The organism is Pseudonocardia sp. T1-2H, from assembly GCF_038039215.1.
In the GTDB taxonomy this organism is placed as follows: Bacteria; Actinomycetota; Actinomycetes; order Mycobacteriales; family Pseudonocardiaceae; genus Pseudonocardia.
Genome location: NZ_JBBPCL010000001.1, coordinates 2,977,024 through 3,001,802, shown reverse-complemented (window position 1 = coordinate 3,001,802; position 24,779 = coordinate 2,977,024). Strand labels below are relative to the sequence as shown.

Annotated in this window: 19 protein-coding genes and 1 pseudogene; 12 read left to right on the top strand and 8 right to left on the bottom strand. The window is 74.7% G+C overall.

Annotation, left to right across the window (positions count from 1 at the left end; translation table 11 throughout):
• Positions 1-33 precede the first annotated feature (33 nt).
• From galT to WBK50_RS14950, 3 genes are read left to right on the top strand one after another with little or no spacing between them, the layout of a single operon-like run.
• On the top strand, positions 34-1,059 hold the full coding sequence (galT, locus tag WBK50_RS14960; protein WP_341336204.1) for a galactose-1-phosphate uridylyltransferase: 1,026 nt from the start codon (positions 34-36) through the stop codon (positions 1,057-1,059).
• A complete protein-coding gene (gene galK / locus WBK50_RS14955) occupies positions 1,056-2,195 on the top strand; it encodes a galactokinase (RefSeq protein WP_341336203.1) in 1,140 nt (379 codons plus the stop codon). Before galT ends, galK begins: the two co-directional genes overlap by 4 nt.
• 57 nt (positions 2,196-2,252) lie before the next feature.
• Complete coding sequence (locus WBK50_RS14950; protein ID WP_341336202.1) at positions 2,253-2,600, top strand: YchJ family protein; 348 nt, start codon at positions 2,253-2,255, stop codon at positions 2,598-2,600.
• Positions 2,601-2,661: 61 nt separating this feature from the next.
• Here the strand turns inward: WBK50_RS14950 and WBK50_RS14945 are convergent, their stop codons facing one another.
• The 7 genes from WBK50_RS14945 to WBK50_RS14915 all read right to left on the bottom strand — a co-directional run bounded on the left by WBK50_RS14945 (position 2,662) and on the right by WBK50_RS14915 (position 11,170).
• Positions 2,662-3,246: an Rv1733c family protein gene (locus tag WBK50_RS14945; RefSeq protein ID WP_341336201.1), complete on the bottom strand. Its 585-nt coding sequence runs from the start codon at positions 3,244-3,246 to the stop codon at positions 2,662-2,664.
• A gap of 274 nt (positions 3,247-3,520) precedes the next feature.
• Positions 3,521-5,017 carry a CoA-acylating methylmalonate-semialdehyde dehydrogenase gene (locus WBK50_RS14940; RefSeq protein ID WP_341336200.1) on the bottom strand — a complete coding sequence of 499 codons (1,497 nt, stop codon included), beginning with the start codon at positions 5,015-5,017 and terminating at the stop codon, positions 3,521-3,523.
• Entirely contained in the window at positions 5,014-6,945 is a 1,932-nt protein-coding gene (gene iolD, locus WBK50_RS14935) for a 3D-(3,5/4)-trihydroxycyclohexane-1,2-dione acylhydrolase (decyclizing) (RefSeq protein ID WP_341336199.1), read from the bottom strand. The genes WBK50_RS14940 and iolD overlap by 4 nt, the downstream gene beginning before the upstream one ends.
• Entirely contained in the window at positions 6,945-7,814 is an 870-nt protein-coding gene (gene iolB, locus WBK50_RS14930) for a 5-deoxy-glucuronate isomerase (RefSeq protein ID WP_341336198.1), read from the bottom strand. Before iolB ends, iolD begins: the two co-directional genes overlap by 1 nt.
• Positions 7,811-8,692, bottom strand: a complete 882-nt coding sequence (locus WBK50_RS14925) for a class I fructose-bisphosphate aldolase (protein WP_445942359.1) — start codon at positions 8,690-8,692, stop codon at positions 7,811-7,813. Before WBK50_RS14925 ends, iolB begins: the two co-directional genes overlap by 4 nt.
• Positions 8,693-8,850: 158 nt before the next feature.
• Positions 8,851-9,837 (bottom strand): 5-dehydro-2-deoxygluconokinase, encoded by a 987-nt coding sequence (iolC, locus tag WBK50_RS14920; RefSeq protein ID WP_341336197.1) that lies wholly within the window; start codon positions 9,835-9,837, stop codon positions 8,851-8,853.
• Positions 9,838-9,982: 145 nt separating this feature from the next.
• Positions 9,983-11,170, bottom strand: a complete 1,188-nt coding sequence (locus WBK50_RS14915) for a PucR family transcriptional regulator (RefSeq protein ID WP_341336196.1) — start codon at positions 11,168-11,170, stop codon at positions 9,983-9,985.
• 218 nt (positions 11,171-11,388) lie between these two features.
• On the opposite strand from WBK50_RS14915, the gene WBK50_RS14910 reads away from it, so the two are divergent.
• The 8 genes and pseudogenes from WBK50_RS14910 to WBK50_RS14875 all read left to right on the top strand — a co-directional run bounded on the left by WBK50_RS14910 (position 11,389) and on the right by WBK50_RS14875 (position 21,115).
• Positions 11,389-12,309, top strand: a complete 921-nt coding sequence (locus WBK50_RS14910) for a squalene/phytoene synthase family protein (protein WP_341336195.1) — start codon at positions 11,389-11,391, stop codon at positions 12,307-12,309.
• A complete protein-coding gene (locus WBK50_RS14905; protein WP_341336194.1) occupies positions 12,306-13,253 on the top strand; it encodes a squalene/phytoene synthase family protein in 948 nt (315 codons plus the stop codon). The genes WBK50_RS14910 and WBK50_RS14905 overlap by 4 nt, the downstream gene beginning before the upstream one ends.
• Positions 13,250-14,689 carry a hydroxysqualene dehydroxylase HpnE gene (hpnE, locus tag WBK50_RS14900; RefSeq protein ID WP_341336193.1) on the top strand — a complete coding sequence of 480 codons (1,440 nt, stop codon included), beginning with the start codon at positions 13,250-13,252 and terminating at the stop codon, positions 14,687-14,689. The genes WBK50_RS14905 and hpnE overlap by 4 nt, the downstream gene beginning before the upstream one ends.
• A gap of 34 nt (positions 14,690-14,723) precedes the next feature.
• Positions 14,724-15,779 (top strand): polyprenyl synthetase family protein, encoded by a 1,056-nt coding sequence (locus WBK50_RS14895; RefSeq protein WP_341336192.1) that lies wholly within the window; start codon positions 14,724-14,726, stop codon positions 15,777-15,779.
• Positions 15,780-17,698 (top strand): annotated as a pseudogene (gene shc / locus WBK50_RS14890) (squalene--hopene cyclase). It begins immediately after the preceding gene.
• Entirely contained in the window at positions 17,695-19,203 is a 1,509-nt protein-coding gene (ispH, locus tag WBK50_RS14885; protein WP_341336191.1) for a 4-hydroxy-3-methylbut-2-enyl diphosphate reductase, read from the top strand. Before shc ends, ispH begins: the two are co-directional and overlap by 4 nt.
• Positions 19,204-19,208: 5 nt before the next feature.
• Positions 19,209-20,213, top strand: a complete 1,005-nt coding sequence (hpnH, locus tag WBK50_RS14880) for an adenosyl-hopene transferase HpnH (protein WP_341336190.1) — start codon at positions 19,209-19,211, stop codon at positions 20,211-20,213.
• A gap of 203 nt (positions 20,214-20,416) precedes the next feature.
• Positions 20,417-21,115, top strand: a complete 699-nt coding sequence (locus WBK50_RS14875; RefSeq protein WP_341336189.1) for a VC0807 family protein — start codon at positions 20,417-20,419, stop codon at positions 21,113-21,115.
• Here the strand turns inward: WBK50_RS14875 and WBK50_RS14870 are convergent.
• Entirely contained in the window at positions 21,112-22,239 is a 1,128-nt protein-coding gene (locus WBK50_RS14870) for an MGDG synthase family glycosyltransferase (protein ID WP_341336188.1), read from the bottom strand. The two genes, WBK50_RS14875 and WBK50_RS14870, sit on opposite strands and share 4 nt — an antisense overlap.
• Positions 22,240-22,286: 47 nt before the next feature.
• On the opposite strand from WBK50_RS14870, the gene WBK50_RS14865 reads away from it, so the two are divergent.
• Complete coding sequence (locus tag WBK50_RS14865) at positions 22,287-24,746, top strand: wax ester/triacylglycerol synthase domain-containing protein (protein ID WP_341336187.1); 2,460 nt, start codon at positions 22,287-22,289, stop codon at positions 24,744-24,746.
• Positions 24,747-24,779 lie beyond the last annotated feature (33 nt).

Below are 24,779 nucleotides of genomic sequence, written 5' to 3'. Positions count from 1 at the left end.
GGGGCGTGGGGTGGGTTCGATAGCGTCTCCGCCGTGTTCCGCACCTCGGGCAAGCTCTCGGACGGCCGGGAGATCCTCTACTACGACCTGGCGCCCGGCCGCGAGGTGACCGCGGACGAGCGCGGGCTGCCTCTCGTCGAGAGCCACTCCGAGATCCGCTACGACGCGCTGCTCGACGAGTGGGTGGCGATCGCCGCGCACCGCCAGACCCGCACGTTCCTGCCCCCGGCGGACGAGTGCCCGCTGGACCCGTCCGCGCCCGGGCGGCTCACCGAGATCCCGGCGCCGGACTACGAGGTCGTGGTCTTCGAGAACCGCTTCCCGTCCTTCTCCGGGGACACCGGGCGCTGCGAGGTCGTGTGCTTCACCAGCGAGCACGCCGGCCGGTTCGGCGGGCTCAGCCCGCAACGGGTGCGGCTCGTCGTCGACACGCTGGCGGACCGCACCGAGGCGCTGTCCGCGCACCCGGGCGTCGAGCAGGTGTTCCCGTTCGAGAACCGCGGCGAGGAGATCGGGGTGACGCTGTCGCACCCGCACGGGCAGATCTACGGCTACCCCTTCGTCACGCCGCGGACCCGGCAGCAGCTGGAGTCCGCCCGCCGCTACCGCGACCGGACCCGCCGGGACCTGTACGCGGATCTCCTCGGGAAGGAACGGGACTCGGGCGAACGCGTGGTCGCCGAGAACACGCACTGGACGGCGTTCGTGCCGGAGGCGGCCCGCTGGCCCGTCGAGGTGCACCTCTACCCGCACCGCGGGGTGCGGGACCTGCCCGAGCTCGACGACGCCGAGCGGGACGACCTCGCCACGATCTGGCTCGACGTCCTGGGCCGGCTCGAGCTCTTCCACGGCCGCGCGCTGCCCTACATCGCGGCGTGGCACCAGGCGCCGGTCCGGGTGGACCGCGAGCTGGCCCGGCTGCACCTGGAGATCTTCTCGATCCTGCGGGCGCCGGGGAAGCTGAAGTACCTGGCGGGCTCGGAGTCCGGGATGGGCGTGTTCGTCAACGACACCCGGCCCGAGGCCGTCGCCGCCCGGCTCCGTGAGCTGGGCGCGTGACCCCCGGGTCCGTCCTGGCCGAGTTCGTCGCGGCCTTCGGGCACGAGCCCGCAGGCGTCTGGGCGGCGCCCGGGCGGGTCAACCTGATCGGCGAGCACACCGACTACAACGACGGGTTCGTGCTCCCGCTCGCGCTGCCGCTGCGCACGCTGGTCGCGGCGCGGGTGTCCGGCGGCCCGTCGACCGTCGCGTCCGTGCAGGAGGACGGCGAGACGGTCCGGTTCGACGCCGCGACCGTCGTCCCGGCGGACGTCCCGGGCTGGGCCGGCTACGTCGCCGGGGTGGTGTGGGCGTTCCGCGAGGCCGGGCTCCCGGTCGTCGACCTGGAGCTGCTGGTCGACGGGAACGTGCCGGTCGGCGCGGGGCTGTCGTCCTCGGCGGCCCTGGAGTGCGCGGTGGCCGTGGCGTTGGCCGAGCTCGCGGCGCTGACGCCGGACCGGACCGAGCTCGCGCGTCTCGCCCGGCGGGCCGAGAACGACTTCGTCGGCGCCCCCACCGGCGGCATGGACCAGATGGTGTCCCTGTACGGCGAGGCCGGCGGGCTGGTCTTCCTGGACACGCGGACGGAGGAGATCGAGCACATCCCGTTCGACCTCGCCGCGCAGGGCCTGGAGCTGCTGGTGATCGACACCAGGGCCCCGCACGCGCTGGTCGACGGCCAGTACGGCGCGCGCCGGGCGGACTGCGCGCGGGCGGCGGAGCTGCTCGGCGTGCCCGCGCTGCGCGACGCCACCCTCGACGGGGTCGACTCCCTGGCCGACGAGCGGCTGCGCCGCCGCGCCCGGCACGTCGTCACCGAGAACGCCCGGGTGCTCGACGTCGTCGGGATGCTGAAGGCGGGCGAGGACCCCCGGGAGATCGGGCCGCTGCTCACGGCCTCGCACGCGTCGCTGCGGGACGACTTCGAGGTGACGGTGCCGCACCTGGACGTGGCCGCGGACGTGGCGGCGGCGGCGGGGGCCCACGGCGCCCGGATGACCGGCGGCGGGTTCGGCGGCTGCGTGATCGCCCTGTGCGACGCGGACCGCTCGGGGGCCGTCGCCGAGGCGGTCACCGAGGCCTACGCGGCCCGCGGCTGGGACTCCCCCGCCGCGTTCCCCGCCGTCCCCTCGGCCGGCGCGCACCGCCTCGCCTGACCGGCGCTCACGCACGCGGGCCGAGCCGATACAGGCGCAGCGGGGACAATCGCGGTCGTGTCCTGTCCCTGCGGGCTCGGTGAGCCCTACGACGCCTGCTGCGGCCGCTTCCACGCCGGGAAGCCCGCGCCCACGGCCGAGTTGCTGATGCGCTCCCGCTACACCGCCTTCGCCCGCGGCGACACCGCGTACCTGTTGCGCACCTGGCATCCGACGACGCGACCGCGCCGGCTGCGGCTCGACCCCACGCAGGTCTGGACCGGCCTGGAGATCCACGACCGCAGCGGCGGCGGGCTGTTCGACACCGAGGGAACGGTCGAGTTCACCGCCCACCACGACCGGGGCAGCCAGCACGAGCGGAGCCGCTTCGTCCGCGAGGACGGGGCCTGGACCTACGTCGACTGAGGCGGCACCGCGGCTCGTGCGCGGTTGTCGTCGCCCCGGCAACGAGAAACGCGCACAGGCGCTACGCGCGCCCCGACCACGCGGGCTCGACGAGCGCCCACTCCGCGGCCCAGTTCCGGTCGTTGCGCCGGGCGATCAGGCTCCGCACGCCGGTGAAGAGCAGCAGGAGCACCAGGCCCGCACAGGCGAGGGTCAGGGCGCCGACCACGACCGCGGTGATCGTCACCTGCATCGGCTCGAGCGGGGGCTCGACGGGCGCGCCGGTGCGGTCCACCCAGGTCCTGACGGTGGTGCCCGCCGCGACGGTGCCGGTGACGTCGATCAGGCCGGTGTGGGCACGGCCGTCCGGGCCCGCCCAGCTCGCCTCGACCTGCTGCACGGGCACCGACACGGCGTCGAGGGTGACGACACCGGCCGTCGGCGCCTGCAGCACCGCCGGAACGAGCGTGCGGTCCGCCGCCTCGGCCTGCGCGCGGACCGATCCGCTCGACCGCAGCTCCATCCCCACCACGAGCGCGACGACCAGGGCCACCAGCCCACCGATCCCCACGACCCAGCACAACGCCGCCTCGGCGAGGTCGGTGCCGCGGCGCGGCAGGGCACCGATCGACGCCGCGTGCTTGCGGGGGCGCGGGTCGGGTCGCACGGTGGGTACCTCTCTCCCGTCGGTCCCGCCGGCGCGGGACCGTTGCTGGAGGACGGACGCGAGGCCCCGGGCGCATCGTCGTACCCGCGCGACAGGCCGTCCCCGCTCCACCGTGCCCCGCGGGCACGGGATCGGCAGCCCGACGGGACCCGGATGACCGGTGGGATCGATCACTCCGACACCCCGGCCGATGACGCACCGTGGCCCCTTCCGGAGAGCCGGAAGGGGCCACGTCAGTCGTTCGGATCAGCCGACCCGTCCGGCCGGAGAGGTGTCAGACGTTCTGCGGGAACCCCAGGTTGATCCCGCCGTGGGACGGGTCGAGCCAACGGGTGGTCACGACCTTTCCGCGGGTGAAGAAGTGGACCCCTTCGGTGCCGTGCGCGTGCGTGTCGCCGAACAGGGAGTTCTTCCAGCCGCCGAAGGAGTAGTACGCCATGGGCACCGGGACCGGCACGTTCACGCCGATCATGCCGACCTCGACCTCGTTCTGGAACCGGCGGGCGGCGCCGCCGTCGTTGGTGAAGATCGCGGTGCCGTTGCCGTACGGGTTGGCGTTGATCAGCGCGATCGCCTCGTCGTAGGTGTCCACCCGGATCACCGAGAGCACCGGCCCGAAGATCTCGTCGGTGTAGATCGACATGTCCGTGCCGACGTGGTCGAACAGCGTCGGGCCGACGAAGAAGCCCTCACCGGAGGCGTCGGGGCTGATCTGCCGTCCGTCGACGACGAGCGTCGCCCCCGCGGCCTCGCCCGCGTCGACGTAGCCGGAGACCCGGTCCCGCGCGGCGGCGGTGACGAGCGGGCCCATGTCGGCGCCCCGGGTGCCGTCGCCGGTGCGCAGGCTGACCGTGCGCTTGGCGATCCGGTCCACCAGGTCGTCGCCGATCTCGCCGACGGCCAGCACTGCGGAGATCGCCATGCAGCGCTCCCCCGCCGAGCCGTAGCCGGCGTTGACGGCCTGGTCCGCGGCCAGGTCGAGGTCCGCGTCCGGCAGCACGACCATGTGGTTCTTCGCGCCGCCGAGGGCCTGCACGCGCTTGCCGTGCGCGGTCCCGGTCTCGTAGACGTAGCGGGCGATCGGCGTGGAGCCGACGAAGGACACCGACTTGATGTCCGGGTGGGTAAGCAGCCCGTCGACGGCGACCTTGTCCCCGTTGAGGACGTTGAACACACCGTCGGGCAGCCCGGCCTCCTTCCACAGCCGCGCCATCCACAGCGCCGAGGACGGGACCTTCTCGCTGGGCTTGAGGACGACCGTGTTGCCGGTCGCGATGGCGATGGGGAAGAACCACATCGGGACCATCGCCGGGAAGTTGAACGGGCTGATGATCGCGACCGGGCCGAGCGGCTGGCGGATGGAGGACACGTCGACCTTGGTCGAGGCGTTCTCCGTGTGGCTGCCCTTGAGCAGGTGCGGCATCCCGCACGCGAACTCGACGACCTCCTGGCCGCGCGCGACCTCGCCCGCGGCGTCGGAGAGCACCTTCCCGTGCTCCGCGGTGATCAGCGCCGCCAGCTCCGGCGCGCGCTCGTTGAGCAGCTCGCGGAACCGGAACATGATCTGCGTGCGCCGGGCCAGCGAGGTGTCCCGCCAACCGGGGAACGCGTCCCTCGCGGCGGCCACGACGGTCTCCACGTCCGAGGACGAGGCGAGGGAGAGCTTCGCGGTCACCTCACCGGTCGCCGGGTTGGTGACGTCGGAGTACCGGTCGCTCGTGCCGGGCAGCTCGGCGCCGGCCGACCAGTGGCCCAGGGTGGGGGTGCTCATCGCGTGCTTCCTTCTGTGTTCGGGAGGGACGGGGCGAGGAACGACTTCTGGGTCGCCTTCGCCTCGTCGTAGACCTTGCGTGCGGCGCGCGTGGACTCGATGCCCGCGACCGCGCTGACCGGGACGTCCCACCAGGAGTTCGAGTCCGGCGCCCCGATCAGCGGATCCGTCTCGACGTAGATGACCGTGCTGTCCGGCGCGGCCTTCGCGTCCGCGATCGCGGCGGCGAAGTCCTCCGGGCCCTTGGTGCGGATGACCCGGATGCCGAAGCTCTCGGCGTTGGCCGCGAGATCGAGCGGGAGCACGTCCCCGTCGAGCCTTCTGGTCTCGGCGGATCGGTAGCGGTACGCGGTACCGAACCGCTGCGACCCCAGCGCTTGCGACAGGGCGCCGATGGAGGCGAAGCCGTGGTTCTGCACCAGGACGGTGATCACCTTGAGCCCCTCCTGCACGGCGGTGGCGAGCTCGGTGGCCATCATCAGGTACGACCCGTCGCCGACCATGACGAAGACGTCCCGGTCCGGGCAGGCCAGCCGGACCCCGAGACCGCCGGCCACCTCGTAGCCCATGCAGGAGTACCCGTACTCGACGTGGTACCCCTTCGCGTCCCGCGTCTGCCACAGCTTGTGCAGGTCACCGGGCATGGAGCCGGCGGCGCACACGACGACGTCGCGCGGGTCGGACAGCTCGTTGACCATCCCGATGACCTCGGCCTGGGTCAGCAGACCACCCGCGCCCGCGGCCGGGACCTCCGGGTGGAAGACGCTGCGCACGGTCTCGGTCCATTCGGCGTCCAGGCCCGCGTACTCGGCGACGTAGGACTCCGGGACCCGGTAGCCGTCCAGCGCCCCGGTCAGCGCGTCGAGGGTCTCCCGCGCGTCCGCGACGACGGAGGTACCGGAGTGCTTCACCGCGTCGATCCCCGCCACGTTGACGTTGACGAACCGGACGTCCGGGTTCTGGAACGCGGTCCGGCTGGCCGTGGTGAAGTCCGAGTACCGGGTGCCGATGCCGATGACGACGTCCGCGTCCTTCGCGATCGCGTTGGCGGCCGTCGAGCCGGTGGAGCCGATGGCACCCAGGCACTGCGGGTGGTCGTACAGCAGCGTGCCCTTGCCTGCCTGGCTCTGTCCGACCGGGATGCCGGTGGCCTCGCAGAAGGCGGCGAGCGCGGCCGTCGCCCCGGAGTAGTGGACGCCCCCGCCGGCGACGACGAGCGGGCGCTCCGCGCTGCGGATGATCTCCACGGCGCGGGCGAGCGCGGCCTTCTCCGGCAGCGGCCGGGCGACGTGCCAGACGCGCTTCGCGAAGAGCTCCGGCGGCCAGTCGTGCGCCTGGGCCTGGACGTCCTGCGGGAAGCAGACCGTCACGGCGCCGGTCTCGACCGGGTCCGTCAGCACCCGCATCGCGCTGAGCAGGGCCGCCGGCAGCTGCTCCGGCCGCCAGACCCGGTCGAAGTAGCGGGAGACGGGCCGGAAGCAGTCGTTGACGGTCACGTCGCCGGCGGACGGGAGCTCCAGCTCCTGCAGCAGCGGGGACGCGCTGCGGTCCGCGAAGGTGTCTGCGGGCAGCAGCAGGACGGGCAGCCGGTTGATCGTCGCGAGGGCGGCGCCGGTGACCATGTTGGTGGCACCCGGGCCGACGCTCGTCGAGATCGCCCAGGTCTGCAGCCGGTCCTTCATCCGGGCGTAGGCGACGGCGGTGTGCACCATGGCCTGCTCGTTTCGGCCCAGGACGTACGGCAGCGCCTCCGGATCGTCGAGCTCGGCCTCCAGCAGCGCCTGGCCGATGCCCGCGACGTTGCCGTGGCCGAAGATGCCGAAGCAGCCCTCGAACAGCTTCTGCTCGACGCCGTCGCGCTCGCTGTACTGCGCGGCCAGGAACTTCACGACCGCCTGCGCGACCGTCAGGCGAACGGTCTCGGACATCACTGCCCTCCCAGGCGTGCGTCGACCGGCTGGTCCGCCCACGTCTCACGGACCCAGGCCTGGTCGGGGTGGTCCGTGATCAGCCAGGCGCGCTCGTCGCCGGGGCCGGCCATCACGTTGAGGTAGTACATGTCGTGTCCGGGCGCGGCGGCGCACGGACCGTGCCAGCCCCAGGGGATCAGCACCGTGTCCCGGTCGTGGACCTCGACCATGATGTCGATCTCGTGGCCGGGCGAGCTGCTGGTGCGGTGGAACCCGAGGCCGGGCTGTCCGGCGGGGCCCGGTGCGATCTCGAAGTAGTAGATCTCCTCGAGCTCGGACTCGTGCGGTCCCGCCTCGTCGTGCTTGTGCGCGGGGTAGCTGGACCAGTTCCCGCCCGGCGTGATCACCTCGCAGGCGATGATCGAGCCGGTCTCGAAGGAGCCGACGGTGCCGAAGTTGCGCACCTGGCGGCTCGACTGGCCGGCCCCGCGCAGCTCGACGGGCACCTCGGCCCTCGGCCCGTACCGGAACGGGAGGACCGTGTCCGTCCGCGCCCCGCAGAGGGCGATCCGGCCGGATCCCGCGAGGGTGACGGTGGACCGGACCGGCAGGTAGGCGACGTCCGTGGGTCCGGCGAACACGGACTCCCGGCCCTCCAGGGTGATCGACTCCGCCCCGAGGGTCACGGTCGCCCCGCCGGACAGGGGGACGACGAACATCTCCTCGCCGCCGGTCTCGATGGTGCGCTCCGCACCCGGGGCCAGGGGCAGCACGCGCAGGCTGGAATGCTCCCAGCCCGCGCTCTCGGGAGTCACCACCAGGTCGAACCCGTCGGCGGCGCCGGTGCCGGCCGGCAGGTACAGCTCGGTCCTCGTCGTGGCGGTCATGCCGCGACCACCGCGGTGGGCCGTACCAGCGAGACGGCGGTGTCGACGGCCGCGGCCACGTCCCCGTCCGCCGGGTACAGCAGCGCGCGCCCGACGATCAGCCCGCGCACGGACGGCAGCTCGAGGGCCGCCTTCCAGGACGCGTAGGTCTCCTCGGGCGAGACGGTGGGGTCCCCGCCGAGCAGCAGGGTCGGCAGCGTGGTGGCCTCCATGACGCGGGCCATCCCGTCGATCACCGGGAGCTTGAGCCAGGTGTACGCGCTGGCGGCGCCGAGGCCCTGCGCGATGTGCACGGACTTGATCACGGCCTCCGGCGAGAGGTCGTTGACGACCTTCCCGTTCACCCGGCTGGACATGAACGGCTCCACCATGGCGACGAGCTTGGCCCGGTTCAGGTCGGTGACGGCGCGGGCGCAGGTCTCCAGCGTCGCGACGGTCGTCGGGTCGTCCAGGTCGATGCGGGTGAGCATCTTCGCGGCGTCGAAGCCGGACTCCACGGTGCCCCGGACGTCGTAGCCGGTCATCCGGTCGTCCATCTCGAAGACCGAGCCGGCGAGGCCGCCGCGGTTCATCGACGAGACGACGACCTTGTCCTCCAGCGCCCCCAGGAGCAGCAGGTCCTCGAGGATCTCCGAGGTGGCGAGCACCCCGTCGACGCCGGGCCGGCCGAGTGCGGTGACCAGGCGCTCCAGCAGCTCGGGCCGGCTGGCCATGGCGTCCGCGCGGCCGCGGGCGGACAGGGCGCCGCGGGCCGGGTGGTCCGCGGCGACGATCATCAGACGGCCGTCCGCGGGGACGAACGGCCGGCGCCGGCGGGACGCGAGCAGGGCGGCGATGCGCTCGGGCTCATGCGCCCGGATGTCCCGGATCTCGGCCAGGTCCCTGGCGAAGCCGGGTGCGGCGGCGCCTGATGCCGCCTCCGGGGAGGGGAATACGTCGGCGGCGCCTGATGTCGCCTCCGCGGAGGGGAATACGTCGGCGGCGCCTGATGCCGCCTCCGCGGAGGGGAATACGTCGGCAGTGTGGGCCACGGGGGTCACCTGTTCTCGTTCGGGTCGCCGCCGGCGAGGAGGACGTCGATCTCGGCGGGGGTGGGCATGGCGGTGGAGCACTCCAGGCGGGAGGCGACGATCGCGCCGGCGGCGTTCGCCCGGTGCAGGACCGTCTCGAGCGGCCAGCCCGCCAGCAGCCCGTGGGCCAGCGACCCGCCGAAGCTGTCCCCGGCGCCCAGGCCGTTGAGCGGGGTGACGGGGATGGGCGGGGACACGACCCGCTCGGTGCGGGACTTGGCCAGCACGCCCTTCGGCCCCTGCTTGACGACGGCGAGCTGCACGCCCGCGTCGAGCAGGGCGTCCGCGGCCCGCTCCGGGTCCGTCTCGCCGACGGCGACCTCGCACTCCTCGCGGTTGCCGACGGCCACGCTGACCTGGCCGAGTACCTTCTGCACCTGCGCGGTGGCGGCCGCGGCGTCCACCCAGAACATCGGCCGGTAGTCCAGGTCCAGCACGGTGAGAGAGCCGGGGCCGCGGGCGGCGAGGGCCTCGTGGTGCGCGGTGCGGCTCGGGTCCTCGGACAGCCCGCTGACCGAGAGCCACAGCAGCGAGGCGGCGCGGACGGCGTCGAGATCGAGGTCCGAGGCGCTGACCTGCATGTCCGGCGCGTGCGGCTTGCGGTAGAAGTACAGCGGGAAGTCGTCCGGCGGGAAGATCTCGCAGAAGGTGACGGGCGTGGGGTACGCCCCGTTGACGACGACGTGCCGGTCGTCGACGCCGAGGCGGACGAGCTCCTTGCGCACGTACCGGCCGAACGGGTCGTCCCCGACCCCGGTGATGATCGCGGCGCGCCTGCCCATCCGCGCGGCGGCGACGGCCACGTTCGCGGTGGTGCCGCCGAGGAACTTGCCGAACGACTCGACGTCCTCCAGGCCGACGCCGATCTGCAGGGGGTAGACGTCGACACCGCTGCGGCCGAAGGTCAGCACCTCGGCGCCCGATCCGTCGCCGGAAACGTCCCTGTTGCTCATGAGTCCTCTTCGACTTGGTCGTCCGGATGGGGCGGGTCCCGCCCCGCGCTCCTGTCTCGCGCTGTCCTGACGACGGTAGGAACGCACCACTATGGTGTCAAGAGTTTGTCCTTACATATTGTCAAAGAGACCCGGGGAGGGTGCCTCAGCTGCCGGCCTCCCCCGATCGCGGCTCGCCCCAGGCCAGCGCCAGGGTCAGCCTGAGCCGCGTCTGCGGGTCGTCGAGCTCGGCCCCGAAGAGCTCGTGCAGCCGCGCGAGGCGGTAGCGGACCGTCTGCGGGTGCACGTGCAGCTCGGCGGCCACGGCCTGCCGGTCCCCCATGTGCCGCAGCCAGGAGCACAGCGTCTCGGAGAGCCGGGCCCGCGAGGCCGGGGCGGACGCCTCGAGGGGCCGCAGCATCTGGTTGCGGAACACGTCGAGCATCCGCGAGTCCCGGTGCACGATGATCGCGTCGAGGTGCTCCTCGGCGAAGAGCGGGTCGTCGGTCAGCACGCCGGTGCGCTGCAGCCGGGAGGCGATCTGCGCGACGTGCAGCGTCGCCGGCAGCCGCTCGACGCTCACCGCCACGCTCACGACGGCGTCCGTCCCCCGCAGCGCCGTCGCCAGCCGGCTGCGCCGCCCGGCCAGCATCGGGTTCGGCACGATCGCGCCCGTCAGCTGCGGGCGGTTGAGCAGCAGGCAGGCCGGGTCGAAGCGGGCGAGGACGCCGAGGCCGATCGTGCTGTCCGGCTGCACCAGGACGATCGCGGCCTGCTCGGGGACGGTCCAGCCGGCCCGGGTGGCCGCGGCCTGCACCGCGGCCGCCGTCGCCCGGTCCGAGAGCAGCAGGCCCACCAGCTCCTCGCGCAGCCGCTCGCGCGCCACCGCGGCCTCGGACTGCTCGAGCACGTAGCCCCGGGCCGCCGCCGAGGAGAGCCGGTCCACGAACAGGAAGACGCCCTCCGCCAGCGCCGTCAGCGGCCGGGGAGCCGCGTTGAGCTCCACGGCGATCTCGGAGACGTGCCGCCAGAACACCCGGGCACCGAGCTGGAAGGCCGACAGCAGCGACGAGATCTCGCGCCCGTCCCGCCACTGCATGCGGCCGATCTCCTCGAAGAGGTCCTGCTCGCCGATGCCCGGCTGTTCGCCGTCCGGCCCGTCCGTGGCGGTCGTGACGAGGTGGCGCAGCGCGGCGTCCGCCGCCACGGCCACCTCGGCCCGGTTCTCGTGCAGGAACCGGGAGTAGTCCGGCCACTCCGCGACGAGCGCGGCGCTGACCTCGTCGAGGAGATCCGGGAGCCGTTTCCGGAGTGGTGGGATGAGGTCTTCCGGTGTGATGTCCCGCAGATCCACTCCGGTGTTCTACGCCCTATCGGGTGCCCTGACCACGCTATTTGTGCCGTGGTGACAATTCTCCCCCTTCAGAACTAACCACAAGTGCGCAGAGTTCCCGTTCGCGCTGCAGCAGGATTCGCGACGTGGGGGCGGAGTCGACCGGAAAGGGACCCGCGGGGTGGCAGGACGGCCCGGCGGGTGATCCCGGCGAGTCCACAGTGTCCGGTTCACGAGGTGTGGGGCGATCACGCGCCGCGGAGGGCGCGGAGAACTTCCCGGTGGCGCTGCGCGTCCTCCCCCGGGAGCTGCGGGTGGCGCTGCGGGCCGTCTACGACGTCGTCCGGGTGATCGACGACCTCGGCGACGAGCCCGGGCCGGTCGCCCGCTCCGGTACCGAGACCAACACCGGGGACACCGCCGGACGCCGCGTCGCCAGGCTGGAGGCCTTCGCCACGGATCTCGGCCTGGTCTGGGCCGGGAGCCTGCCGGACGCAGCGGTGCTTCGCGCGCTCGTCCCGGTCGTCCGGGAACGCGGGCTCACCCAGGACCCGTTCGACCGGCTGATCGCCGCCAACCTGGCGGACCAACGGGTGGAGCGCTACGAGACGCTCGCGGACCTGCTCGGCTACTGCGCCCTCTCCGCGGTCCCGATCGGCCGGCTGGTCCTGCAGCTCTTCGGTGTCGACGCCCCGGCCGGCTCGCCCGTCGAACAGCGCGCGGACGCCGTCTGCACCGCGCTGCAGCTGCTGGAGCACTGGCAGGACGTGGCCGAGGACCGCGCCCGCGGCCGGGTCTACCTGCCCGCCGACGACCTGCGCGTCTTCGGCGTCGCCGAGGCCGATCTCGACGCGCCCCGCGCCACCCCGGCGCTCGCCCGGCTCGTCCGGTACGAGACCGACCGGGCGCTGGAGCTGCTCGGCTCGGGCGCCGCGGTGGTCGCGGACCTGCACGGATGGGCCCGGATCGCCGTCGCGGGCTACGTCGCCGGCGGCCGCGCGGCGGGCGATGCGCTCCTGCGGGTGCGCGGGGACGTCCTGGGCGGGGTGGCGTCGACGAGACGCCGCGACGTTCTCCGCCACCTCGTCGTCGCGCTGGCATCGGCGCGCTCGGCACCTGCCCGCCTCTCCCAGGCCTCGACCGTTCGGAGCATCCCGTGACCCAGGCCCCCACCGCCCTCGACGAGGCCTACGCGGCCTGCGAGGAGATCACCCGCCGCGAGGCGCGGAACTTCTCCTACGGCATCCGGCTGCTGCCGCCGCCGAAGCGCAGCGCGCTGTCCGCGGTCTACGCGCTGGCCCGGCGGATCGACGACATCGGCGACGACGGCACCCGTTCCTTCGCGGAGAAGACGGCCGACCTCGCCGCCGTGCGGGACGCCGTCGACGCGGTCGGGGCCGGTTCCGCGCCGCACCCCGCGGACCCGGTGATGATCGCCGTGACGGCTGCGGCGACCCGCTACCCGATCCCGCTGGGTGCCTTCGCCGAGCTGGTCGACGGCGTGGAGGCCGACGCGCGGATGGACGCGCGGTCCGCGAGCACGGGCGAGGCGGCCGCCCCGTACCGCACGTTCGACGACATGACGGTCTACTGCCGGCAGGTCGCGGGCTCCGTCGGGCGGCTCTGCCTGGGCATCTTCGGTGCCCGTCCGCACCCGGAGGCGGCGCACTACGCGGACCAGCTCGGGATCGCCCTGCAGCAGACGAACATCCTCCGCGACATCCGCGAGGACCTCGGCCACGGCCGGATCTACCTGCCCACCGAGGAGCTCGAGCGGTTCGGCGCCGAGGTCCGGCTCGACGAGCGCGGCGTGCTGGCGGACCCGGACGGCCGCCTCGCGGAGTACATCCGCTTCGCCGCGGACCGGGCCCGCGGCTGGTACGCCGACGGGCTTCGGCTGATCCCGCTGCTGGACCGGCGAAGCTTCGCCTGCGCCGGGGCCATGGCGGGGATCTACCGCAAGCTCCTCGACGACATCGCCGCCGATCCGCCGTCCACCTACGCGCGCCGGCGCTCGCTCTCCGCCTGGCAGAAGGCCGGGGTCGCGGCCCGCGCGCTGACCGGGCGGCCCGCCGCCGCGTCCGAGGGGCCCCGCACCTCGTGACGGCGCGGACGCGGGTCGCGGTGGTCGGCGGAGGACTCGCCGGCATCACCGCCGCGCTCCGCTGTGCCGACGCGGGTGCCGACGTCACGCTGCTGGAGGCCCGGCCTCGACTCGGCGGCCTCGCGACGTCCTTCCGCCGGGGCGAGCTGGACGTCGACAACGGCCAGCACGTGTTCCTGCGCTGCTGCACCGCATACCTGGGCCTGCTGGACCGGCTCGGGGTGGCGGACCGGGTCACGCTGCAGGAGCGGCTGGACATCCCGGTCCACGCCCCCGGCCGCCCGGTCGCCCGGCTGCGCCGCAGTGCGCCCGGGGCCCGCGGGGGTGGGCTCCTGCCCGCGCCGCTGCACCTCGGCTCGTCCCTGCTGCGCTACCGGCCGCTGCTCGTCGCGGACCGGCTCCGGACGGTCCGGGCCGCCCTCGCGCTGCGGTCCGTCGACCGGGCGGACCCGGTCACGGACGCGACGAGCTTCGGGGACTGGCTCGCGGCGCACGGGCAGTCCGGCCGGGCCGTCGACGTGCTGTGGGACCTGGTCGGGGTCGCGACGCTCAACGCCAGGGCGGGCGACGCGTCGCTCGCCCTGGCCGCCACCGTCTTCCAGCTCGGCCTGCTCACCGACGCCGCTGCGGGCGACATCGGCTGGGCCCGCGTGCCGCTCGGCGCGCTGCACGGCGACGCCGCGTGGGCGGCGCTCACCGCCGCGGGGGTGGACGTGCGCACGTCCACCCGCGTCCACGCGCTCCCGCAGGCCGGGCCCGGCCTGCGGGTGCGGACCACGCACGACGAGCGAGAGGGGGAACTCGTGGTCGACCGGATCGTGTGCGCCGTGCCGCCCGACCGGGCGGCGGGGCTGCTGCCCGCCGGGGCGCCCGCCCTCCCCGAGGGCTGGGCGGACGCGCTCGGTAGCACGCCGATCGTGAACGTGCACGTCGTCTACGACCGCCGGGTACTGGACACCGACTTCGCCGCCGGGGTGGACACCCCGGTCCAGTGGGTGTTCGACCGGACCGGGCAGTCGGGCTGTGCGCGGGTGCACCCCACGGGGTCGCAGTACCTCGCCGTCTCGCTCTCCGCAGCCGACGGCGTGATCGGCCATCCCCTCGCCCGCATCCGGGAGGAGATCCTCCCGGCCCTGGCGGCGCTGCTGCCCCGGGCCCGCGACGCCCGGGTCCTGGACTTCTTCGTCACCCGTGAGCCGCACGCCACCTTCCGCGCCGCACCCGGGCAGGCCGCCTTCCGGCCGGGCCCGGTCACCGCGGTGCCGGGCCTGTACCTGGCGGGCGCGTGGACCGACACGGGCTGGCCCGCGACCATGGAGGGCGCGGTGCGCAGCGGTGCGGCCGCCGCGGACGCCCTGCTCGCGGACGCCCCCGTCCAGGTGGGGGTGCCGGCGTGGCCCGCCGACGCACTCCCTCCCGCGGAGGCGGCGTCATGACCGCCGACGCACTCCCTCCCGCGGAGGCGGCATCATGACCGCCACGCTGACCGGCACCGATGCGGCGAACGCGCCCGGGCCCGTCGACGTGAAGGCACTCCTGGCCGGCTACCGGGAGGCGACCACCCCTGCGCTGCAGGACGCCGTCGAGCGGCTGGACGCCGCCAGCCGGGAGCAGGCGCGCTACCACCTCGGCTGGGTCGAGCTCGACGGCTCGCCCGGCAGGGGCGGCGGCAAGGCCGTCCGGCCCGCGCTCGCGATCCTCTCCGCCCGGGCCGCGGGCGCCACCCCCGAGACCGGGCTGCCCGGCGCCGTCGCCGTCGAGCTCGTGCACAACTTCTCGCTGCTGCACGACGACCTCATGGACGGCGACACCGAACGCCGCCACCGCACCACGGTCTGGGCGCAGTGGGGCTCCTCCGCCGCGATCCTCTGCGGCGACGCGATGCTCGCGCTGGCCCAGGAGGTGCTCCTCGAGTCGACGTCCCCGCACGCGGCCGCCGCGGCCCGGCTGCTCGCGGCCACCACCCGCGAGCTGATCCGGGGCCAGGCCGAGGACCTCGCGTTCGAGCGGCGGGACGACGTCGAGGTCCACGAGGCCCTGTCGATGGCGGCCGGGAAGACGGGCTCGCTACTCGCCACCAGCGCGGCGATCGGGGCCGTCCTGGCCGGGGCGCCCGCGCACACCGTGGCCGGGCTGCAGACCTACGGTCTCGAGGCGGGGATGGCGTTCCAGCTGGTCGACGACCTGCTGGGGATCTGGGGCGACCCGGCCGTCACCGGAAAGCCGGTGCTCTCGGACCTGCGCTCGCGCAAGAAGTCGCAGCCCGTCACCTACGCGGTGCGCCGCGGCGGGGACGCCGGGCGGCAGCTCGGGGCCTGGCTGGCGCAGGACGGCGAGCCGACGGAGGCCGAGCTGCACCACGCCGCCGCGCTCGTCGACCGGGGCGGGGGCCGGGCCTGGGCCGCGGCCGAGGCCCGCCGCCGGATGGACCTCGCGGAGCGGGCCCTCGGCGGGGCCGCGCTCGCGGGCGGACCGCACGCCGAGCTCGTCGCGCTCGGGCGCTACCTGACCGAAAGGGAGTTCTGAATGACGTTGACTCCGCCCCTCACGGCGCCGGAGCCACCGGCCGACGACGACCGCCGCTCCCCCCGGGCCGCACTCGACGCCGCCGTCGGGTACCTGCGCGGCATCCAGCACCCGAAGGGCTGGTGGCAGGGCGAGCTCGAGACGAACGTGACCATGGACGCCGAGGACCTGCTGATGCGGGAGTTCCTCGGCATCCGGACCGCCGAGGACACCGCGCAGGCGGCCCGGTGGATCCGGGCGCAGCAGCGCGGGGACGGTAGCTGGGCCACCTTCAGGGGCGGGCCCGGGGACCTGTCGACCACGGTCGAGGCCTGGGTCGCGTTGCGGCTCGCGGGCGACGACCCGGCCGCGGACCACATGCGCCGCGCCGCGGAGTTCGCCGTCGCCGCGGGCGGGCTGGAGCGCAGCCGGGTCTTCACCCGGATCTGGCTGGCGCTGTTCGGCCTCTGGTCCTGGGACGACCTGCCGGACATGCCCCCCGAGCTGATCTTCCTGCCGAAGTGGTTCCCCTTCAACGTCTACGACTGGGCCTGCTGGGCCCGGCAGACCGTCGTCCCGCTGACCATCGTCGCGACGCTGCGGCCGTGCCGCCCGCTGCCGTTCGGCGTCGACGAGCTGCGGTCGCACACCGACCCGCCGCCGCTGGCCAGGCCCTGGACCTGGGCCGGGGCGTTCCAACGCCTGGACAGGGCCCTGCACGCCTACTCCCGGCGGCCGCTGCGCACGGTCCGCCGGCTCGCGATGCGCCGCGGCGCCGAGTGGATCCTGGCCCGCCAGGAGGCGGACGGCTCGTGGGGCGGGATCCAGCCGCCGTGGGTCTACTCGCTGCTCGCCCTGCACCTGCTGCGCTATCCGCTGGACCACCCGGCGATGAAGGCCGGCATCGAGGGGCTCGAGCGCTTCCTGGTCCGCACGGAGACCCCCGAGGGCACCGTGCGGATGCTCGAGGCCTGCCAGTCCCCGGTCTGGGACACCTGCCTCGCGGTGACGGCCCTGCTCGACGCCGGCGTCTCCCCCGAGGACCCGGACGTCGTCCGCGCCGCCGAATGGATGCTCGACGAGGAGATCGACGTCAAGGGCGACTGGGCGGTCCGCCGCCCGGACCTCGCCCCCGGCGGCTGGGCCTTCGAGTTCGACAACGACGGCTACCCGGACGTCGACGACACCGCCGAGGTCGTGCTGGCCCTGCGCCGGGTCACGCACCCGGATCCCGCGCGGCTGCGCGCCGCCGTCGACCGCGGGGTGGCGTGGAACATCGGCATGCAGTCCACGGACGGCGGCTGGGGCGCCTTCGACGCGGACAACACCCGCGAGCTCGTCACCAAGCTCCCCTTCTGCGACTTCGGCGCGGTGATCGACCCGCCGTCCGCCGACGTCACCGCCCACGTCGTGGAGATGCTCGCCCACGAGGGGCTCGCCGGATCGGACGTGGCGCGGCGCGGCGTCGCCTGGCTGCTCGGCCATCAGGAGGCCGACGGCTCCTGGTTCGGCCGCTGGGGCACCAACCACCTCTACGGCACCGGTGGCGTCGTCCCGGCGCTGGTCGCAGCCGGCCTGCCCACCTCGCACCCGGCGATCCGGCGCGCGGTGACCTGGCTGGAGCGCCACCAGAACACGGACGGCGGGTGGGGGAGGACGTCCGCTCGTACTTCGACCGGTCCTGGATCGGCCGGGGCGAGTCCACCGCGTCCCAGACGGCGTGGGCCCTGCTCGCCCTGCTGGCCGCCGGGGAGCGCTCGCCCGCGGTCGAGCGCGGGGTGCGGTTCCTCGTGGACACCCAGCAGGCCGACGGCTCCTGGGACGAGCAGCACTACACCGGCACGGGTTTCCCCGGTGCCTTCTACATCAACTACCACCTCTACCGGGTGGTCTTCCCGGTCTCCGCGCTCGGCCGCTACATGACGCGGGACCTGTCGTGAGAGGGCTGGGACCTCCTGTCCTCGTCGCCGCGCTCGGCGTCGAACGCGCCGCCCTGCACGGACGGCTCGGCGCGGTCCCCGTCGTGCGGTCGGGTGTGGGGCCCGCCCGGGCCTCCGCCGCGGCCGCCCGGCTCGCGGCGGCCGGGCCGCGACCGCTGCTGGTCGCGGGGGTCGCGGGGGCGCTCGCGCCCTGTGTGCGGCCCGGCGACCTGGTCGTCCCGGGCGAGGTGCGCTTCGTCGACGGCCGCCGCCCGGTCGAGGTACCCACCGCGGGCGCGCTGGCCGGGGCGTTGCGACGGCTCGGCCTCGCCGTGCACGTCGGGCCGGTCGTGTCGAGCCCCGCGGTCGTCGACGGGCCGCGCCGGGCCGAGCTCGCCCGGACCGGCGCCCTGGCCGTCGACATGGAGTCCGGGTGGCTCGCCGCGGGGGCCGGCGGCGGGCCGTTCGCCGTGGTCCGGGCCGTGGTCGACACGCCGTCGCTGCCGCTGGTCCGCCCGGGTACCCCGGTCCGCGGGTTCGCTGCGCTGCGCTCGCTGCGCCGGGCGGCTCCCGTCCTGCGGGACTGGTTCGCCGCCGCCCGGCCGCGGACGCTGGTCCTCGCCGAGCCCCGGTCGTTCTGCGCCGGGGTCGAGCGGGCCATCGACATCGTGGACCGGGCGATCGACCGCTTCGGCGCCCCGGTCTACGTGCGCCGCCAGATCGTGCACAACGCGCACGTGGTCCGGCGGCTGACCGAGCGCGGCGCGGTGTTCGTGCAGGAGGTCGCGGAGGTCCCCGAGGGGGCGACGGTCGTGCTCGCCGCCCACGGGGTCTCCCCCGCGGTCCGTGCCGAGGCCGACGCCCGTGGCCTCACCGTCATCGACGCCACCTGCCCGCTCGTCGCGAAGGTGCACGCGGAGGTCAGGCGGCACACCGCGCGCGGCGAGACCGTGTTCCTGATCGGGCACGCGGACCACGAGGAGGTGGAGGGGACCGTCGGCGAGGCCCCGGCGTCGATCGTCGTCGTCGAGGACGAGGCGGCGGCCCGCACCGTCACCGCGCCGGACCCCGCGCGCGTCTCCTACGCCATGCAGACCACCCTCGCGGTGGACGAGGCCGAGCGCATCGCCACGGTGCTGCGCGGCCGCTTCCCCGCGATCGCCGCGCCCCGGCGCGACGACATCTGTTACGCCACGACGAACCGCCAGCGCGCGGTCCGGGCCGTGGCCGCCGACGTCGACCTCGTGCTCGTCGTCGGTTCCCCGAACTCGTCGAACTCCCGGCGCCTCGCCGAGGTGGCCGAGCGCGAGGGACCCCCCGCCCGTCTCGTGGACGACGTCGACGAGCTGGACCTGGCCTTGCTCGCCCGGGCCGCGCGGATCGGGATCAGCGCCGGCGCCTCCGCGCCGCCGCACCTCGTCGACGAGCTGGTGACCTGCCTGTCCGGCCTGGGGCCCGCCGTCCTGACGACGACCACCACCGGGACCGAGGACATCACCTTCACCCTCCCGAGAGAAGTGAGCTGACCACGATGGCCATGCCCCTCCGCCAGTCCGTCCGGCTCGGCACGTACCTGCTGAAGCAGAAGATCAAGCGGGTGGAGAAGTTCCCGCTCCTGGTCGAGCTGGAGCCGCTCTTCGCCTGCAACCTGAAGTGCGCGGGCTGCGGCAAGATCGAGCAGCCCGCCCACCTGCTCAAGCAGCGCATGCCCGTCGAGCAGGCCGTGGGCGCGATCGTCGAGAGCGGTGCGCCGATGGTCTCCATCGCCGGCGGCGAGCCGCTGATGCACAAGGAGATCGACGTCATCGTCCGGCGGCTGCTGGACCTCGGCAAGATCGTCTTCCTCTGCACCAACGCCGTGCTGCTCCCCAAGCACCTGCACAGGTTCACCCCGCACAAGAACTTCGCGTGGATGGTGCACATCGACGGGCTGCGCGAGCGGCACGACCGGTCCGTGAGCAAGGAGGGCGTGTTCGACCAGGCCGTCGCCGCGATCAGGATGGCGCAGGCGGCCGGGTTCCGGGTCAACACGAACACCACGTTCTTCGACACCGACACCCCGCAGGACGTCATCGACGTGCTCGACTACCTCAACGACGACCTCGGGATCGACAACATGCAGATCTCCCCCGGGTTCGCCTACGAGAAGGCGCCGGACCAGGAGCACTGGCTGGGCGTCGAGCAGACCCGCGAGCTGTTCCGGAAGGCCTTCGACGGCGGCCGCCGCCGGAAGTGGCGGCTCAACCACTCGCCGGTGTTCCTGGACTTCCTGGAGGGGAAGGTCGACCTGTCCTGCACCGCATGGGCCATCCCGTCCTACTCGCTGCTGGGCTGGCAGAAGCCCTGCTACCTGCTCGACGACGGCTACGTGAAGACCTACAAGGAGCTCATCGAGGACACCGACTGGGACGCGTTCGGCCGCGGGAAGGACGAGCGCTGCGCCAACTGCATGGCGCACTGCGGGTACGAGCCGTCGGCGGTCCTCGCGACGATGGGCTCGCTGCGCGAGTCCCTCCGCGCGGCCTCCGGCGCCTGAGCGCCGTCCCGGCGTCCGGGTGAGGAGGGGATTCGCCCTCGTGACCGGCGGCCGTACGGCGTCCGGGAGCGCAGCCGCGCCGACCCTCACGGAGGGGTCACACCGGGCATCGAGCCCGTTATCTCCCCGTGACCCGGGCCGCTACACTCCCGCCATCGCGTCCCGCCGGCCCCCCGGCGGCGGCGGACGACGAAGGGATCCGGATGCCGCAGCCCAGTACGATGGCCGGCGCGCCGCAGCACCGCGCGACGCTGATCCACCTGCCGTCGATGGGCTCGCTGTTGCGCCACGCCGGGCGTCCACTGCTGGAGTCGACACTCATCCCGCTCGCCCTGTTCTGGATCCTGTTCACCCAGTCCGGGTTCACCGCGGGGGTCGTCGGGGCGCTCAGCTGGTCCGCCTTCGCGATCGGCCGGCGGGTCGTCAAGCGGGAGCGGATCCCGGCCGTCCTCTGGCTCTCCACGACGCTGCTGGTGGCCCGCACCGTGGTCGGCCTCTGGACGGGCAGCGCGTTCCTCTACTTCCTGCAGCCCACCGTGCAGAACTTCGTCTTCGCCGGGTTGCTGCTGGTCACGATCGGGTTCGAGCGTCCCCTGCTGGCCAAGCTGGCGGACGACTTCTGCGCCTTCCCGGACACCCTCACCCGGCATCCGCAGATGAAGCGCTTCTTCAAGCGCGTGTCGCTGCTCTGGGCGGCGGTGTTCCTGGTCAACGGCGCCACCACCCTCGCGGTGCTGGCCACCCAGACGGTCGGGAACTTCCTGGTGGTCTCCACCGCCGGGTCGTACTCGATGGTCACGGTCGGCATCGCCCTCTCGCTGTGGTGGTTCCACCGCTCGCTCGCGGGCGAGGGGATCGGCCTGCGGATCGGCGTCCCGCAGCCGAAGCTGCGCGTCGGCTAGCCCATCCGCGCCGCGAGCGCGGCGAGTTCGGTGTCCAGGTCCGCCCGGCCGAACTCGGCCGCGTGCCGCGCGAGCCTCTCCCGTTCCGCCTCGTCGGCGCGCAGTCGGCGCACGGCGCCGGTGACGTCCGCGGGCCGCGGGCAGACCAGCGCCAGCCCGGCGTCCGCCGTCATCTGCGCGCCGGCCCTGCCGTGGCCCGGGATCGGGGCGGCGAACAGGACCGGCGTCCCGACGGCCAGGGCCTCCGTCGCGATCATCCCGCCGGCCGTCGTGAGGACCAGGTCCGCGGCCGTCAGCAGGTCCGGCACCCGACCCGTCCAACCCACGGTCGTGAGCCGCTCCGCGGGCAGGCCGCGGGCGTCGAGCCGGGCCTTCAGCCGCGTGTTGCGCCCGCACAGGACCACCGCCTGCACCTGACCGGCGCCGTCGTCGCCGGCCAGGACCGCGTCGACGACGGAGCCGAGGCTGCCGAACGCCAGGGAGCCGCCCGTCACCAGCACCACGAACGCGTCCCGGCGCAGGCCGAGGGCCTCCCGGGTGCCCGCCCGGTCCCCCGGGCGAAAGCGCGGGTCGACGGCCGGGGGCGCCACCCGCACGTCCGCGCCCGGTGCGATGCCCGAGGCCTGGGTGCGGGAGGCCGGGAGCAGCGTCCAGGTCTCGTCGACGTCGCGCCAGACCCAGAACGGGTGCACCGCCACGTCGGTCACGACGGCGACGGTCCGTGCGGCCATGCGGCCGCGGCGGCGCAGCCAGGCCAGCCCGCCGGAGATCATCGGGTAGGTGGAGACGACGAGGTCCGGGTGCTCCGCCTCGACCAGCGGGGCGAGAGCGCGACCGAGCCTGGCGGCGGCGACGGCCTTGCAGAGCTCCGCGAACCGCGGGTGCCGGACCAGGAGGTCGTAGCCGAGGCCGTAGAGGCCCGGGGCGAGGCGCATGGTGACGGCGTAGCTGCTGCGGAGGAAGCGGTCCCGGCGGGGGCCGCCGCGGCCGGTGCCCTCGACCTCGCGCACCTCGGCCTGCGGCCAGAGCGCCCGCATCCGGGTCGCGAGCGCCCGGGCGGCCGCCACGTGGCCCTCGCCCACCGGGGCGGACAGCACCAGCACTCGCCCCGGATCCCCGTCCACCCCGGAAAACTAGCGCGCTCCCCGCGCCCCGCACGCCGAGGAACCCGATGACGACACAGATCACTCCCGTGCCGGGCGACCCGTCCGCGACCCCGGGTCCACCGGCCGCCCCGGGCCGGATCCTGCTGGTCACCGGCAGCATCGGCGAGGGCCACCACGCAGCGGCGCGGGCCGTCGAGGAGCGGGCCCGCGCGCTGTGGCCGGGCGTCGAGGTGATCTGGACCGAGACCCTGGAGGGCATGGGCCGCGGCACCGGGCCCGTCTTCCGCGCGATCTACGCGGGCGCCGTCCGCCACCTCCCCTGGCTCTACGCGCTGTACTTCCGGCTGCTCTGGCGGGTCCCGCCGTTCCGGGCCGGGACCCGCGCGGTCCTCGGCCGGTGGAGCGGGCGCGGGATCGCGGCGCAGATCGCCGCGCATCGGCCCGACCTGGTCGTCGCGACCTTCCCGGAGGGCATCACGGGGCTCGCCCACCTGCGCCGGCGCGGCCGGCTCGCGGTCCCGGCCGTCGCGCTCGTCGCGGATCCGGCGCCGCACCCCCTGTGGGCGGACGCCGCGCTGGACCTGCACCTGGTCAGCACGGACGCCGGGGCGGCCCTGCTGGAGCGGGCCGCACCGGGCGCCCGGGTGCGGGTGGCCGCGCTGCCGGTCTCCTCGCGGTTCACCCCACCCCTCGAACCCCCGGCTCCCGATCGCCCGGCCCGGCCGCGGCCGCTGGTCCTGCTCTCGTTCGGCTCGATGGCCTTCGGCGACCTGGCGGGCGCCTGCGCCGCGGTGCTGGACGCCGGGGCGGACGCGCTCGTCGGTACCGGCCGCAACCCCGCCGTGCGGCGCCGCCTCGAGCGGGTCGTCCGCCGGCACCCGCGGGGCGGGGCGCTGCGCGTCGTCGACTGGATCGACGACCCGGCAGCCGCCACCCGCGGTTGCGACGCCGTCGTCACCAACGCCGGCGGGGCGACCGCGCTGGAGGCACTGGCCTGCGCCCGGCCGTTGCTGCTCGCGGACCCGGTCCCGGGGCACGGCCGCGCCAACGCCGAGACGCTCGCGGCCGCGGGGCTCGCGACGATCTGCGACGGGCCGGACGCGCTGCGGGCCGCGGTGCGCGCCCTCGTCGACCCCGTGATTAGGGCCGGAGCCGTGCGCGGCCTGGCGGCCCGGCTCGACGGGGCGGACCTCGCCGCGGACGTGGCGGCGCTGGGGTCCCTGCTCGCGCATCCCCGCGAGCACGCCGAGGACCGCGTCCGTGCCCAGGACTCGCTGTTCCTGCACGCCGAGACGCCCCGGGTGCCGCAGCAGGTCGGGGCCCGGGTGATGGTGGAGATCGACCCGGCCGGGACGGACTGGGTCGCTCATACGAGGGAGCTCGTCCGGACCCGGGCGCCCGGCATCGAGCTGCTGTGCCGGCGGCTGGAGCCGGCGGCGTTCGGCGCGCCCCTGCGCTGGACGATCGTCGACGCGCCCGACCCGGGGCGGCACGTCCGCCCGGACGTCTGGGCCGTCGGGCCCGGCGGCACGCACGCGACCTGGGACGACGCCGTCACCGACTTCTTCGGCACCCCGATCGACCCCGCCCTGGGCTGGGAGCTGCAGGTCGGCGCGGCCGGCGACGGGATCGGCGTGCTGGCGCGCGTGCACCACAGCCTCGGGGACGGGCTCGCCGTCACCGACGCGCTGATCAGGCTGCTGACGGACGAGCGGGCGGGCGCCGCGCCGGGCGCCGGGACCGGTGGCGGGGCCCCGGCCCGGCCGACCCCGGGCCCGCGGCTGGCGCACGCGGTGACCGTCCTGCGCGGGGTCGCCAGCCTGGCCGCCGCGGGGCCGGCGGGCCGCTCCCCGCTGGTCGGCCGGTCGTCGGGCCCGAGGCACCGGCGGGTCGGCGTCCGGCTCAACGGCGCCGACATCCGCCGGGCCGCGCGGGCCCACGGCGTCGGGACAACGGTGCTGGTCCTGGCCGTGCTGGCGGACGCGCTGCACCACCTGCTGGGCCCGGACGCCCCGCAGCGGGTCCGGGCCATGGTCCCGATGACCACGCGGACCCGGGCCGGCGTCGGCAGCCGCGCCGCCGGGAACCGCACCGCGGCCGTCTCCGTGGAACTGCCCACCGGGCCGATGACCCCGGCGGAGCGCGTCGCGCTCGTCGGCCGCGCGGTCGCCGACGGGGCGCAGGCCGGGCAGCCCGAGGGGGCCGCGGCGGTACTCGCCGGGCTCGGGGCGCTGCCGAGGTGGCTGCAGCGACGGCTCGTGCGGGTCGTCTACGGCCGCCGGGTCTTCCACCTGCTCGCGTCCGTCATGCCCGGTTCGCGCCGTCCGCTCCATCTGCACGGGGGGCTGATCACCGCCGTCTATCCGGTGTTGCCGCTGGCCGAGGGTGTGGGGCTGGCCGTGGGCGCGCTCAACTGGGGCCGCTGGACGTGTCTGGGGATCACCGCCGACGACGGGATCCTCGACGTGATCGAGGGAATACCCCCTCGCCTCCAGGGGTCGTTGAGGGGTATGCAACAAAGGTGAGAACCCGGTAGTTGTCGGGCTTGTGACCAGGGG